Raw genomic sequence first — 14,041 nt, 5'->3', positions numbered from 1 at the left:
TCTTAACCACCTCGCCAAAACCTACCAAAATATGGTGTTGGTTTATTAGCGCTGATTTAGTGGGGATCCCTCAGCGCTTCGGCGGGGTTTTTTTATACCTGCGTGTCATGAATATCCCTATATACTCATGACATTCTCTTCACAGGACGTGAACCATGCGACTTATCCTTATTACGCTATTCCTGCTGGCAGGCTGCACCCCAATCAAACATCCGCGCACCCACGGCACGCCTCCGCCACTTCCTGCGGTCACCGATTTAAAGAGCTACTACGAAGGCATTTTCTACGCCATCCAGTGGGAGTTTTATGATCCTGACCACTTCATCGGCAAGCGCTGTGAAATGCGTCTTGATCTGGATGACAAAGGGCAACTCACTGGGATTCATAATATGACCGGCGATCTCGGGCTGTGTGAGGCGGCCATGTATGCCGCGCAACATGCTGCGTTACCGGCACCGCCATCAGTGGAGGTGTATGAGAAGATGAAGACCGTTGTGCTGGTGTTTGCGCCGGAGTAAGAAATAAGCGCGATAAATCGCGCCGCAACGAAATGAAAATTCAACCTGGTGCGCATAAATGCGCACCCTACGAAAAACAGCATCCATTCTCGTAGGGGCGCCATTCATGGCGACCAAAATGCGTTTAAGTCACCAGCATTGCCCCAACATTCTCGTAGGGGCGCCAATTATGGCGACCAAAAAGCGCTAAGTGACCAGCATTATCCCAAAGGCCGCACCCTACAAATTCAAGCAGTGATTGTTGCTGCAATAAATCAAATTGCGTCTGATCCAACAGGCTGATTTCCCCCACCACCCTACATCCTCAGAAAAGTAACCACCCTGTTACAGTCCCGCGCCAAAATGCCGATAACCACTCCAGAATCATTCCAATTTTTACGCTCTATTTTTTCTGTTTCTGGGGTGTCTATGCGCTTCAATTATGACTTGTTACCAGGTGAGCAACTGACCTTCGAAGAGATTGCGTTGCGCTATGCGCAGCAGCATCCTGATGAGAAAGAACTCACCGCACGCGGGTTGCTGAGCCCGTCGACCAGCTTTCGCAATTTAATTATCCGCGCGGTGTTCGCGCAGGAGGAGATCAACAGCCCGCTGGAGGATCTGCTGTTCGTCTCGGAAGATAACGAACGCAAAAACTATCTGCGCCGTTTTGAGCACTATTTAAAGACGCAGCAGGCTTTCCTCTATTTCCGTCGCAACGATGAAATAAAGAAAGAAGGGCGCTGGAAAGTGGTGGGGGAAACGCAGGTTTACGCCATGCTCGATCCAAACTCGGCAGAAGCGCAGAACCTGCTCGCCAGCCGGGGCTTTAAACTGGTGCTGATGCGCCAAACGGAAGAGGAGGAGTATTGGCAGCTGTTTGATCCCCATGCGCATCCCTGTTTCCCGCTGTCGCGCAAGATTCAGTTCCTGGTAGTGTTGAGCACGCCGCAGCATAAAGTGCCGACAGCAGTGATGCCGGGTACGGAAGTGGGGCGGCGCGTGAAAGCCAAAGTGTTCCAGCGCGCCAGCCAGGCGGAGTTCAGTTCTGCGGTCAAAGCACGCTATGGCGCCTGCATCATTACCGGAACACAACTCACAGAGCGCCACAGCTGGCCATGGGTGGAAGCCTGCTATATCGATACCCAAGAGAATGAAGAGGGTTTTCTGGCGGATAACAGCGTCGATAACGGCCTGTTCCTGCGCAGTGATTTGCAGCGCTTGTTTATCAACAAAATGATAAGTATCGACGCGGAAACTGGGCGGGTGGTATTTAATCCGGCACTGGAAACTGAAGCATCGATTAGCGATTTCTATCAGACACTTGAGGGCAAAACCTGCGCACTGTGGGACGTGGTGCCGCCTGGCACGCGGCAACGGCTGCGCAATCTGCGTTAGACATCGGGCTGATGGCGGTGCATTGCGCCGCCATCCATAACAAATTTGAAATAACCTCGCTTTTTCCCGCCTATTCTGCCAATCGAAACCCCTACAGAATTGGATAATCATGCCGATAACTTTATTAACGCAGGGTAGTCATCGTGAACGATCTCTATACGCCCGAAGGCGTGATGGATAAACATTCGCTCTGGCAGCGCTACGTTCCTCTGGTGCGGCATGAAGCGTTGCGCTTGCAGGTACGTCTGCCAGCCAGCGTTGAGCTTGACGATCTGCTGCAGGCTGGTGGCATTGGTTTATTGAATGCCGTGGAGCGCTACGACGCGCTACAAGGCACCGCCTTTACCACCTATGCCGTGCAGCGTATCCGGGGCGCAATGCTGGATGAACTGCGCAGCCGCGACTGGGCACCTCGTAGCGTACGTCGTAATGCGCGCGAAGTGGCTGGTGCTATGCATCAAGTAGAACAGGCGTTGGGGCGCTCGGCTACTGAGCAGGAAGTGGCTGAACAGTTGAATGTTTCGCTGGAGGAGTATCGGCAGATCTTGCTCGATACCAACAACAGCCAACTCTTCTCCTACGACGAGTATCGGGAAGAACACGGTGACAGTGCGGAGCTGGTGACGGAAGGGCATGAAGAAGCCAACCCGCTTCATCAGTTAATGGAAGGAAACTTGCGTGACCGCGTAATTGAAGCGATCGAGGCATTGCCCGAGCGTGAAAAATTAGTGCTCACACTGTACTACCAGGAAGAACTGAACCTGAAAGAGATTGGCGCAGTGCTGGAAGTGGGGGAATCCCGCGTCAGCCAGCTGCACAGTCAGGCGATCAAACGCCTGCGTGCCCGATTATCGGGGGCGCGCTGACAGACTCAGTTCCTGGGATCAAAAATAAAAATACCGGGGACTCAGCAATGGGAGCCAAAGCCAAAGCCAGACCTTTAAGTCGTTATCTTAAAGACTACAAACACAGCCAAAGCAATTGTTCACATTGTGGCAAGGTTTTAGACCGCATGGCATTAGTATTCCGCGGCCAGATCATCAATAAAGAGGCCATCGCACGCATGGACCAGATGATTGACGATCAGGTGTGGATGAAACTCCAGCCGGAATTAACCGCGTTGTGTCGTTTTTGCAGCGATATTTTCTGTAATACCCATCCGAATTACTTCGACATTATGGCGTTCAAGCAATACCTGTTTGAACAGACCGAGATGAGTCACAGCACCATACGTGAGTATGTGGTACGCCTGCGTCGTCTTGATGACATGCTGAAAGCGAAAAATTTCCCGGCCGACAGATTACGGGGCATAAGCTGGCATGAGTGTCTGGAAAACGACTTACCCGATGCCGGTAACAATAACTACCGCATCGCGCTGCGCAAATATGACCAGTTTTTAGGCTGGCAGCAGGGCTGATTGTGATCCTGCCCTTGTTGTTGCTGAGCATAGCGGCAACAAGGGCCGCACACGTAGATTTCCGGGTGCGACTTTTCTCATCTTCTGCAACACTATATGGATAATTGCACATTGCCCGAATGGAGGCTGCATTGTCCTTACACCTGTTGCACCAGTTCCCTCGTCTTGAATTACTTGGTGCGCCTACGCCGCTTGAGCATCTGCCACGGCTTTCTGACTACCTCGGTCGCGATATCTTTATTAAGCGTGATGATTTCACGCCGGTAGCCTTGGGTGGTAACAAACTGCGTAAGCTCGAATTCCTCGCCGCTGATGCGTTGCGCGAAGGGGCCGACGTGTTGCTGACTGCGGGTGCGATTCAATCCAATCATGTGCGCCAGACTGCTGCGGTGGCGGCTCGTCTCGGCTTAAAATGTGTCGCGCTGCTGGAAAATCCCATTGGCACGGCCAGCGAAAACTATCTTTCTAACGGCAACCGCCTGCTACTTGACCTGATGGACGTCGAGGTGGTGATGGTGGAGTCGCTGTACAATCCCACTGAACAACTGGCTGAACAGGCCGAGCGTCTGGAAGCGCAGGGCTTCCGTCCGTATGTGGTCCCTGTTGGCGGCTCAAATGCCTTGGGTGCGCTAGGGTATGTGGAGTGCGCACAAGAGATCGCCCATCAGAGCGAAGGCGTGGTGGATTTTGCCGCCGTGGTCGTCGCGTCCGGGAGTGCAGGCACGCACGCCGGTCTGGCGGTGGGCCTTGAGCATCTGTTGCCAGAAACCGAATTAGTGGGTGTGACCGTTTCACGCAAAGTTGAAGCACAACTGCCGGTAGTCGAGCGCATTCGCACGGCACTGGCAGAGCAGCTCGAAGTGCAGGTGCACGCGCCGATCACCCTGTGGGATGACTATTTCGCCCCGCGTTACGGTGAACCGAACGAAGAGGGTATGGAAGCGGTGAAGCTGCTGGCGCGTCTGGAGGGCATCATGCTGGATCCGGTCTACACCGGCAAAGCGATGGCGGGATTGATCGATGGTATTGCGCAGAACCGCTTCCGTCGGGAAGGGCCGCTGTTATTTGTGCATACCGGTGGATCGCCTGCGTTATTTGCTTATCATCCTTCGGTCTGAGACAGCAGCAAAAAAAAGTTTATAATCCGGCGGTTATTACATAAACGGTCGCCATAAATGGCAACCCTACGAGGAGGCAATATCATTTTCGTAGGGGAGCATTGATGCGCACCAAGAGATACACAACAACACATCACAAAAAATGGGGTCAACATGACTTTCTCTCCAATTCGTCGCCAACTGGTGATGGGCATGATGGCGGTCGCGCTGGTCGCGGGCGTGAATAGCAAATCCTTCGCAGCGGAAGATCTGCTGGCGAAAGTAAAAAGCAAAGGCGAGCTGCGCGTGGGCCTGGAAGGGACCTATCCTCCGTTCAGCTTCCAGGATGAAAGCGGCAAACTGACCGGTTTTGAAGTGGAGTTCGCTCAAGAGCTGGCTCAGCATCTTGGCGTGAAAGCCGACCTCAAGCCGACCAAATGGGATGGCATGCTGGCCGCGCTGGACTCAAAACGCATCGACGTGGTGATCAACCAGGTGACGATTTCACCTGAGCGTAAGAAGAAATATGACTTCTCTACCCCGTACACCATTTCTGGCGTGCAGGCGCTGACGATGAAGAAAAACGCCGGCAGCATCACCAAGCCGGAAGATCTGTCCGGCAAGAAAGTCGGTGTCGGCCTGGGCTCTAACTACGAACAGTGGCTGCGCGATAACGTCAAAGGCGTGGACATCCGTACCTATGATGATGACCCAACAAAATATCAGGATCTGCGTTCTGGCCGTGTTGATGCCATCCTGGTTGACCGCTTAGCGGCGCTGGATCTGGTGAAGAAAACCGGCGATACCATGGCGGTCGCGGGTCCGGCGTTCTCTCGTCTGGAATCGGGCGTTGCACTGCGTAAAGGCAATGATGACTTGCTGAAAGCCATTGATGCGGCGATTGCCGACATGCAGAAAGATGGCTCGCTGAGCAAACTCTCTGAGAAATGGTTCGGCGCGGACGTCACTAAATAATGCAGGAAAGCCTACAACTGGTGCTGGATTCAGCACCATTTTTACTCAAGGGCGCGCTGTTCACACTGCAGCTGAGTATCGGCGGGATGTTCTTCGGCCTGGTACTTGGCTTCGTGCTGGCACTGATGCGTTTGTCACACTTCTGGCCGATAAACTGGCTGGCGCGTATTTACGTGTCGATTTTCCGTGGCACCCCTCTCATCGCCCAACTGTTTATGATCTATTACGGTCTGCCACAGTTTGGTATCGAGCTGGATCCGATTCCGTCAGCGATGATCGGCCTGTCGCTTAACACCGCGGCCTACGCCTCAGAATCTCTACGTGGCGCGATTGCTGCCATCGAGCGCGGGCAGTGGGAAGCCGCAGCCAGCATCGGCATGACGCCGTGGCAAACCTTGCGCCGCGTGATCCTGCCACAAGCAGCGCGCACTGCGTTACCGCCACTTGGCAACAGCTTTATTAGCCTGGTGAAAGACACCTCACTGGCGGCCACCATTCAGGTGCCAGAGTTGTTCCGTCAGGCGCAGCTGATCACCTCACGTACACTGGAAGTGTTCACCATGTATCTGGCCGCTTCACTGATCTATTGGGTGATGGCGACCGTGCTGTCGGCGCTGCAAAATCGCCTGGAAGCGCATGTGAATCGACAGGATCGGGAGGCGAAATGAGTGCAATCGAAGTACGCCAGCTAGTGAAGCAGTTCCACGGACAGACCGTGCTGCACGGCATCGATCTTGATGTGGCTCCGGGTGAAGTGGTGGCGATTATTGGCCCGAGCGGATCGGGTAAAACCACCTTGTTACGCAGCATTAACCTGCTGGAAGTGCCCGAAAGTGGTCGTGTCACGGTCGGCGATATCACCATTGATGCCAGCCTCGGGCTCAACAAGCAAAAAGAGCAGGTGCGCCGCTTGCGTCAGCAGGTGGGATTCGTGTTCCAGAACTTCAATTTGTTCCCACATCGTTCGGTGCTGGAGAACATTATTGAAGGCCCGGTGATCGTCAAAGGTGAGCCGAAAGCGGAAGCGATCTCTCGCGCACGTAGCTTGCTGGAGAAGGTCGGGTTGCACGGTAAGGAAGAGAGCTTCCCACGCCGTCTTTCCGGTGGACAGCAACAGCGTGTGGCGATTGCGCGTGCGCTGGCGATGCGTCCACAGGTGATTCTGTTTGATGAACCGACATCGGCACTGGACCCGGAGCTGGTGGGGGAGGTGCTCAACACCATCCGCGCGCTGGCAGAGGAGAAGCGCACCATGGTGATCGTCACGCATGAGATGAGCTTTGCGCGCGATGTGGCTGACCGCGCCATCTTTATGGATCAGGGGCGCATTGTGGAACAGGGGCCAGCAAAAGAACTGTTTAGCAACCCGCAGCAGGCACGCACCCGGCAATTTCTCGACAAGTTTCTTAATCAATAGTCTCAAGCGCCGTCTGGATCGGATGGCGCTTCCTTTCTGCGTTATGTCATTACCCGCTCTCAGTTTCTTCTGAAAATATTGTCGCTTAGATTAAATAACCCACTGAATTTAGGTGTTTTATCCTGACTTAGAATTCTGTTGCAACAGGCTAAACGAATTTTAAGACCCGCCCGATTGAGACAACTTTGTAAATATAAATAATTCTTTACAAATTCATGGCGCAATCAGGATAAAACAATGAGTAATGCCAGAAACGAGGTCCTCTGGATCAACACGCTAAAAGGTGCCTGTATCTTGCTGGTGGTGTTGCACCACTCGATCATCACCACCTTCGCTCCTTCTATACATCATCTCACCGCCGGTGTGGTGCCCGCGCACTGGTGGGTGACCTTTAACACCTACCTCTCGCCACTGCGTATGCCCGCGTTTTTCTTTGTGTCGGGACTGCTGGCAGCGAGTTCGATTGTTAAGAAGAGCTGGAAAGAGGTGTTTACTAAGAAGTTCAGTAACATCGTCTATCTCTATCTGCTGTGGGGAGTGATTCAGTGGGTGAGTATTCATTACATTTCTACTCACCTTGGGGAAAAGCTCTCCAGTGCGAAGAATGCTGCCTATGCCGATACGCCGTTTGAGTTCATTAAGCTGCTGTTCACCGCCATGACCAGCCTGTGGTATCTCTACGCGCTGGCCGGGTTCTTCCTGTTCACTAAGTTGTTCCATCGCCAGAAAATCGCGCTGGTGCTGTTGGCGATTTTGGCCAATTACGCGGCGCAGTTCAGCCTGATCCCCGGTTGGGGGCCAACCAGTGTGGCGCAAAACTATCTCTACTTCCTGCTTGGCGTGTTCTTCAGCCAGTCGTTGATTGAGATCAGTCAGCTCAAGCGGCAGCACTGGCTGCTGTTGGCGGCTATCGCGATGATTGGTGTCGCGCACCATGTGGGCGGTATCTATAAAAATCCCTTCTACAGTTTGCTGACTATCGTGTTTGGCATTGTGGTATGTCGCTTCCTTAATGAGCGCCTGAATATGGCGTGGCTGAACTGGATTGGCCGCAACACCCTGCAAATTTACGTGCTGCATCGTATCTTTATTGAACTGCTGGGCTTGAGCGCGATTGCGCTGGCGCTGCACTACGGCTGGTTTGGCAATGCGGTGTTCAGCTGGGCGTGGGCGATTCTGATGCCGGTGACGGGGGTTGCTGTCTGTGTGGCGGTCTCGTTGCTGGTGTGGTCCGTGCTGAATCGTGGGCCGGGACGCATGTTGTTCCTGTATCCACGTTTGCTACGTAAACCGGCGCTGGAGCCCAAGTCAGCACCGTTGCCGTAATAACCTATAGGGCGCATTAGAGTGCGTCCTATATCATTACTCTCTCCGCATTAAATCAGTGAAATTAAACTATTTCTGCAGAATATAAATATCCTCTTAGCACACCATGAATATCTCTGCTTATCCATTTGGCACATTTAATAATTATCTGAAAAGGATTTGATTATTATTTGGATGTCGAAGTGATGGATTGTTCTTAAATTCCCGCAGTGATTGCGCCCTTTACATATCTGCTTTCACCACGCTTAACGACTCAATTTAAGGCAAATATTCTTAGCCTGCTAAACATTTGATTAATGTTTGGAACTGTAAAGTATTGTTATATCAGGGCCACAAAAAAACTTTTAGGACTTTCGCTAGAGTCATCCCCGTCATGCATGTTTAATAATCGTTAAATAACCAGAAATGCTTCAATGCTTATTTCCTCATACTTCTCCTTAAAGACCTACACAGCAGCGGGAGTTAATCATATGAATAACGCCAGGAAAGAAGATATTGCATGGGTCAATACCCTCAAGGGGGCCTGCATATTGCTGGTGGTGTTGTATCACACCGTATTACCCGGATTTGAAGGAACGGTGAAATATTTGACGGCCGGTTGGATCCCGGCAGAAATATGGGTGCAGTTTAATACCGTTTTATCTCCACTGCGTATGCCAGCATTTTTCTTTGTTTCTGGCCTGTTGGCAACCAACGGGATTCTAAATCGCCCGTGGAAGCAGGTGTTTACCAGTCGTATTACCAATCTGTTCTATCTGTATATTTTGTGGGGCTTTATTCAGTGGTGGTCTATCGTGGGCATCTCCACGGAAATCACCGGGCAACGTATCTCGCATAACCTTAATGCGGCCTACGCGGGTTCACTGTTTGAGTTCCTCAAGCTGACGTTTATGGCAATGAGTACCTCATGGTACCTGTATGGGCTAGCGCTGTACTTCCTGTGCGCGAAGATATTTCACAAACAGAAAGTGGCTTTGCTGGTGGTGGCGGTGGTGTTCAACTATCTGGCAGTGGAGAAGATCATTCCTTACTGGGGTCCACAGAGTGTGGCGCAGTACTTCCTGTTCTTCTTGCTGGGGGCGTTCTGGAGCCCACTGATGCTGCGGATGAGTGAATGGCGCCGTGAGAACATTGTGCCATGGGCATTGCTGGCGGCGGTCTCGGGGATTCACATCATCTTTGGTCTGGATAAGAGCTTATTCCTGTGTGTCATTGCGGTGCTGGCGAGCGTGGCGGCCTGCCGCTGGCTCAATGCGCACTTCAAAATGACCTACTTCAACTGGATTGGGCGTAACACCTTACAGATATACGTTATCCATCGTATTTTCATTGAGTACTTTGGCATGTCAGCGATCTTGTTCGCTCAACGCCATCACTTGTTTGATCATGCGTGGTTCTCGGTGCTTTGGGCGTGTTTCTATCCGATAGCGATAGTGGGAATCTGCTCGCTGTGTTCCGTGGCAGTGTGGTCTCTGACTAACCGTGGATTGGGACAGTCGCTGTTTGTGTTCCCGACCTTGATTGGGATGAAGCGCGGTAAGACTGCGGCGTAATCAAAAAAAGGTCGTCATCAATGGCGACCTTACATGTCAGGTGCGCATTTAAGCGCACCTGATCATTTTTTGGGATGATGCTATCAGCCGATGGTCATCAAACTCGCATTCCCGCCCGCCGCTGCAGTGTTCACGCTCAACGAACGTTCGATCAACAGACGCTCCAGCAGCAGATTGGTTTCACCGCGCGCAAAGCCTTGTACTGATACAATCGCACCGTCTCGCGCCGCCACCTGTTCGCACAGATGACGCAGCTGATCGGCATCGCCGTGATAGATCACCGCATCAAACTCAGCCGCTAACGCCTCTTTCACCAGCACGACATGTGCCTGTACCGCAGCGGGCAGTTTTGCACGTAGCGCACGATGTAACTCGTCGTCCTGCCACAGTGCCTTGCTGCCTACGCTGGTCACCGCCGCCAACTGCGTCAGTGCGTCCTGCTCGTTGTCCGCCAGGCACAGCACATGCTCACGCGGCAACAGGGTGAAGGTATTACGTTCACCCGTTGGGCCTGGTAACACGCGCACGGTACCGGCCTGCGCCAGTTCGTCATAACGCTGACACAGTGCCAGCAGTTCTGGCTTATCTTGCGCCCATGTCAGCAACGCCTGGTGGGCGCTCATCAATTCCGCACGCACGCTGCTATCCGCTGGGCGCTCCGCATCCTGACGGTTAAAGGTCTTCAGCAGCGCACTGTCTGGACGGTTCGCCAGCAAGCGATAAAGATAGAGTGGGCCACCGGCTTTCGGACCGGTGCCCGACAAGCCTTCACCGCCGAACGGTTGCACACCTACTACCGCACCCACCATGTTGCGGTTCACATACAGGTTACCGACCTTGGCACCCGCCGTGACCTGCGCGATGGTTTCATCGATGCGCGTATGCACGCCCAACGTCAGGCCGTAACCGGACGCGTTAATCTGATCGATCAGCTGTGGCAGACTGTTACGCGCAAAGCGCACCACGTGCAGCACCGGACCAAACACTTCTTTATCCAGATCGCTCACCTGATCCAGCTCAATCAACGTTGGCTTGATAAAGGTGCCGCTGTTCCACTCTTTGCTGTCTTGCGGATGTTCCTGCGCAGCCTGATACACCGTGAAGCCTTTGTTGCGCATTGCCTGGATGTGACGCTCAATATTGCCTTTGGCTTCGGCATCAATTACCGGACCGATATCGGTTGAGAGACGTTCCGGGTTACCCATGCGGCACTCGGCCATGGCACCGCGCAGCATTTTCAGGGTGTGTTCCGCGACATCATCCTGCACGCACAACAGGCGCAGTGCCGAACAGCGCTGACCAGCACTGTCAAACGCTGAGGCCACGATATCCACCACCACTTGTTCGGTCAGTGCTGATGAATCGACGATCATGGCATTCATGCCACCGGTTTCGGCAATCAGTGGAGTCGGGCGACCTTGAGGATCGAGACGACCGGCGAGGTTGCGTTGTAGCAGGGTAGCGACAGCGGTAGAACCGGTGAACATCACACCACGGACACGTTCATCGCCAGTCAGCTGTGCGCCAACGGTCTCGCCCTGGCCTGGCAACAGTTGCAGCACGCCCGCCGGGACACCGGCATCCAGCATAATCTGCACCGCCTGCGCAGCAATAAGAGGCGTTTGCTCGGCGGGTTTCGCCAGCACGCTGTTACCCGCTGCCAGCGCGGCGGCAATTTGACCGGTGAAGATCGCCAGTGGGAAGTTCCACGGGCTGATGCACACTACCGGACCCAATGGACGATGGGTTTCGTTATCAAAATCGTCACGCACCATGCCCGCGTAGTAATAGAGGAAGTCCACCGCCTCACGCACTTCAGCAATCGCATTGTTATAGGTTTTACCCGCTTCACGCACCAGCAGACCAATCAACTGCTGCAACTGGCCTTCCATCGCTTGCGCTGCACGTTCGAGGATGGCAGCACGCTCTTGCGGTGGAGTAGCAAACCAGATCGGACCGGCATTGACTGCCGCATCCAGCGCTTCTGACACTTCTGCTTCGGTGGCGTCACGTACGCTGCCCACCACATCGCCAGGGGCTGACGGGTTGAGCACCGGGCGGCTGATGCCTTCACCCAAAGTGGCCTCAACCAAAGGTTGTGCGGTCCACGGCTGGCTGGCGCTGTTCAGCAAGGCGCTGGAGAGCGATGCCAGACGATGTTCGTTGGCCATGTCGAGGCCCGCCGAGTTAGCACGATTCTCACCGTAGAGATCGCGTGGCAACGGTATTTTCGGATGCGGTAAGCCAACGGCACCTTCGCTGACACCCATTTTTTCTACGGCGGTCACCGGATCGGCCACCAGTTCGTCCAGCGGTAAGGTGTTATCGGCGATACGGTTGACGAAGGAGGTATTGGCACCGTTCTCCAGCAAACGACGCACCAGGTAAGCGAGCAGGGTTTCATGCGTGCCGACCGGCGCATAAATACGGCAAGGGCGGTTGAGTTTGCCATCGGCCACTTTGCCCACCACTTGCTCATACAGCGGCTCACCCATGCCGTGCAGGCACTGGAACTCATACTGACCCGGATAGTAGTTGTTGCCTGCCAGCTGATAGATCGCCGCCAGCGTATGGGCGTTGTGGGTAGCAAACTGTGGATAGATCAAGTTCGGCACCGCCAGCAGTTTGCGGGCGCAGGCCAGATAAGAAATATCGGTGTACACCTTGCGCGTGTAAACCGGATAGCCTTCCAGGCCATCGATCTGCGCACGTTTGATCTCACTGTCCCAATACGCACCTTTCACCAGACGGATCATCAGACGGCGACGGCTGCGCTGAGCCAGATCGATCAATGAATCAATGACAAACGGGCAGCGCTTCTGGTACGCCTGAATGACAAAGCCGATACCGTTCCAGCCATCCAGCTCTGGCTCAAAGCACAGCTTCTCCAGCAGATCGAGCGACAGCTCCAGACGATCTGCTTCTTCCGCATCAATATTGATGCCGATGTCATAAGAACGCGCCAGCAAGGTCAGGGATTTAAGGATTGGATACAGCTCCTCCATCACGCGCTCATATTGCGCGCGGCTATAGCGCGGATGCAGTGCGGAAAGCTTAATCGAAATGCCTGGGCCTTCATAAATACCACGGCCGTTAGAGGCTTTACCAATGGCGTGAATCGCCTGCTGGTAAGAGACCAGGTAAGCTTTGGCATCGCTGGCGGTAAGTGCCGCTTCACCCAGCATGTCGTAAGAGTAGCGGAAACCTTTCTCTTCCAGCTTGCGAGCGTTGGCCAGCGCTTCAGCGATGGTTTCGCCCGTCACAAACTGTTCGCCCATCAAGCGCATCGCCATGTCCACACCTTTACGGATCAGCGGCTCACCGCTCTTACCGATAATGCGGTTCAGTGAACGTGACAGGTTAGCTTCGTTATGGGTAGAAACCAGACGGCCGGTAAACAGCAGGCCCCAGGTCGCCGCGTTAACAAACATCGACGGGCTACGGCCCAGATGTGACTGCCAGTTGCCGTTGCTGATCTTATCGCGGATCAGCGCATCACGGGTCGGCTTATCGGGAATACGCAGCAGCGCTTCCGCCAGACACATCAATGCCACGCCTTCCTGCGAGGAGAGGGAGAACTCCTGCAACAGGCTTTGCACCATGCCAGCGCGTCCGGTTGCACCTTTTTGGTGCCGCAGTTTCTCCGCCAGGCTGTAGGCAAGTTGATGGGTTTTTTCTGCCAGCGGGGCAGGGAGACGCGCCTGCTCCAGCAACATCGGCACCGCATCCGTCTCCGGACGACGCCATGCGGCGGTGATGGCGGAGCGGGTCACTGACTGCGGCAGAATGTGTTCCGCAAAGTCGAGGAAGGGCTGCAGAGCCTCGTCTGGCGTGCCTTCTTCGCTGGAGGCATCCGCCAGTTGCAAGGGGATCTCTGGCAGTGATTCACCCGCTTCCAGCTGCGTGAGGTAGTTAAAAATGGCCTGCTTGATCAGCCAGTGTGGCGTGCGGTCAATTTTGTTTGCAGCCAACTTAATGCGATCGCGGGTGGCTTCATCCAGCTTCACCCCCATGGTGGTAGTTCCCATGATTTCCTCGTCTCTAAATGATGTCGTCAAATCCAGCGTGGCAGCACTATCACTTAAGTTGCAACTTTGTGCAACCTTGTTAAATGTGACCTGAGTTGCATGTTTTTCACTGCCTGAATTGTTAAAACCGAATGAATCGGCATGAAACTTGCTGCAAGAATCTCGCCAGGGTTGCAACTCAACTTAACCGTCTGCGTTTTAAATGGATTGGGGTGCAACTAAAAGTGTGAGTGAGTGCAACCTATTGGCATTTAAAAATCGAAGTCAGGTGAAACCAGTGTGACAGCTGTGTTAAATGCATTGTGCGCGCCGCCCCTTTGCGGCAGGATACCG

The 14,041-nt window shown here is 53.8% G+C and carries 12 protein-coding genes; 10 read left to right on the top strand and 2 right to left on the bottom strand.

The annotated features are described in order from the left end of the window. Positions 1-155: 155 nt before the first annotated feature. Positions 156-518 (top strand): cell envelope integrity TolA C-terminal domain-containing protein, encoded by a 363-nt coding sequence (locus tag QMZ30_RS17485; protein ID WP_283228335.1) that lies wholly within the window; start codon positions 156-158, stop codon positions 516-518. A gap of 124 nt (positions 519-642) precedes the next feature. Here the strand turns inward: QMZ30_RS17485 and QMZ30_RS17480 are convergent, their stop codons facing one another. Beyond that, positions 643-813: a hypothetical protein gene (locus tag QMZ30_RS17480; RefSeq protein ID WP_283228334.1), complete on the bottom strand. Its 171-nt coding sequence runs from the start codon at positions 811-813 to the stop codon at positions 643-645. 113 nt (positions 814-926) lie between these two features. Between QMZ30_RS17480 and QMZ30_RS17475 the strand changes: the two genes are divergently transcribed. The 9 genes from QMZ30_RS17475 to QMZ30_RS17435 all read left to right on the top strand — a co-directional run bounded on the left by QMZ30_RS17475 (position 927) and on the right by QMZ30_RS17435 (position 9,680). Beyond that, positions 927-1,895, top strand: coding sequence for an HNH endonuclease signature motif containing protein (locus tag QMZ30_RS17475; protein ID WP_283228333.1), 969 nt, complete (start codon positions 927-929; stop codon positions 1,893-1,895). A gap of 143 nt (positions 1,896-2,038) precedes the next feature. Next, the gene (locus QMZ30_RS17470; RefSeq protein ID WP_283228332.1) at positions 2,039-2,761 is read left to right on the top strand and encodes an RNA polymerase sigma factor FliA; all 723 of its coding nucleotides are present in this window, start codon (positions 2,039-2,041) and stop codon (positions 2,759-2,761) included. A gap of 47 nt (positions 2,762-2,808) precedes the next feature. Beyond that, positions 2,809-3,312, top strand: a complete 504-nt coding sequence (gene fliZ, locus QMZ30_RS17465) for a flagella biosynthesis regulatory protein FliZ (protein ID WP_039331790.1) — start codon at positions 2,809-2,811, stop codon at positions 3,310-3,312. Between the two features lie 131 nt (positions 3,313-3,443). Further along, on the top strand, positions 3,444-4,430 hold the full coding sequence (locus QMZ30_RS17460) for a D-cysteine desulfhydrase (protein ID WP_283228331.1): 987 nt from the start codon (positions 3,444-3,446) through the stop codon (positions 4,428-4,430). Positions 4,431-4,583: 153 nt separating this feature from the next. Next, complete coding sequence (tcyJ, locus tag QMZ30_RS17455; protein WP_283228330.1) at positions 4,584-5,384, top strand: cystine ABC transporter substrate-binding protein; 801 nt, start codon at positions 4,584-4,586, stop codon at positions 5,382-5,384. After that, entirely contained in the window at positions 5,384-6,052 is a 669-nt protein-coding gene (gene tcyL / locus QMZ30_RS17450; RefSeq protein ID WP_034824349.1) for a cystine ABC transporter permease, read from the top strand. The genes tcyJ and tcyL overlap by 1 nt, the downstream gene beginning before the upstream one ends. Further along, positions 6,049-6,801 carry an L-cystine ABC transporter ATP-binding protein TcyN gene (gene tcyN / locus QMZ30_RS17445; protein WP_058973539.1) on the top strand — a complete coding sequence of 251 codons (753 nt, stop codon included), beginning with the start codon at positions 6,049-6,051 and terminating at the stop codon, positions 6,799-6,801. The genes tcyL and tcyN overlap by 4 nt, the downstream gene beginning before the upstream one ends. A gap of 237 nt (positions 6,802-7,038) precedes the next feature. Then, a complete protein-coding gene (locus QMZ30_RS17440) occupies positions 7,039-8,127 on the top strand; it encodes an acyltransferase family protein (RefSeq protein ID WP_283228329.1) in 1,089 nt (362 codons plus the stop codon). A 470-nt stretch (positions 8,128-8,597) separates the two neighbouring features. Continuing rightward, the gene (locus QMZ30_RS17435; RefSeq protein ID WP_283228328.1) at positions 8,598-9,680 is read left to right on the top strand and encodes an acyltransferase family protein; all 1,083 of its coding nucleotides are present in this window, start codon (positions 8,598-8,600) and stop codon (positions 9,678-9,680) included. Positions 9,681-9,763: 83 nt separating this feature from the next. Here the strand turns inward: QMZ30_RS17435 and putA are convergent, their stop codons facing one another. Then, the gene (putA, locus tag QMZ30_RS17430; RefSeq protein ID WP_283228327.1) at positions 9,764-13,708 is read right to left on the bottom strand and encodes a trifunctional transcriptional regulator/proline dehydrogenase/L-glutamate gamma-semialdehyde dehydrogenase; all 3,945 of its coding nucleotides are present in this window, start codon (positions 13,706-13,708) and stop codon (positions 9,764-9,766) included. Positions 13,709-14,041 lie beyond the last annotated feature (333 nt).

It is taken from the genome of Pantoea sp. EA-12 (genome assembly GCF_030053355.1).
In the GTDB taxonomy this organism is placed as follows: Bacteria; Pseudomonadota; Gammaproteobacteria; order Enterobacterales; family Enterobacteriaceae; genus Pantoea; species Pantoea vagans_C.
This window is presented reverse-complemented; position numbering and strand designations above follow the sequence as displayed.

Excerpts from the sequence above, each read along its gene's own strand:
- QMZ30_RS17485 (WP_283228335.1), top strand. The coding sequence starts at position 156 with ATGCGACTTATCCTTATTACGCTATTCCTGCTGGCAGGCTGCACCCCA.
- QMZ30_RS17475 (WP_283228333.1), top strand. The coding sequence starts at position 927 with ATGCGCTTCAATTATGACTTGTTACCAGGTGAGCAACTGACCTTCGAA.
- fliZ (WP_039331790.1), top strand. The coding sequence starts at position 2,809 with ATGGGAGCCAAAGCCAAAGCCAGACCTTTAAGTCGTTATCTTAAAGAC.
- tcyJ (WP_283228330.1), top strand. The coding sequence starts at position 4,584 with ATGACTTTCTCTCCAATTCGTCGCCAACTGGTGATGGGCATGATGGCG.
- tcyL (WP_034824349.1), top strand. The coding sequence starts at position 5,384 with ATGCAGGAAAGCCTACAACTGGTGCTGGATTCAGCACCATTTTTACTC.
- tcyN (WP_058973539.1), top strand. The coding sequence starts at position 6,049 with ATGAGTGCAATCGAAGTACGCCAGCTAGTGAAGCAGTTCCACGGACAG.
- QMZ30_RS17440 (WP_283228329.1), top strand. The coding sequence starts at position 7,039 with ATGAGTAATGCCAGAAACGAGGTCCTCTGGATCAACACGCTAAAAGGT.
- QMZ30_RS17435 (WP_283228328.1), top strand. The coding sequence starts at position 8,598 with ATGAATAACGCCAGGAAAGAAGATATTGCATGGGTCAATACCCTCAAG.
- putA (WP_283228327.1), bottom strand. The coding sequence starts at position 13,708 with ATGGGAACTACCACCATGGGGGTGAAGCTGGATGAAGCCACCCGCGAT.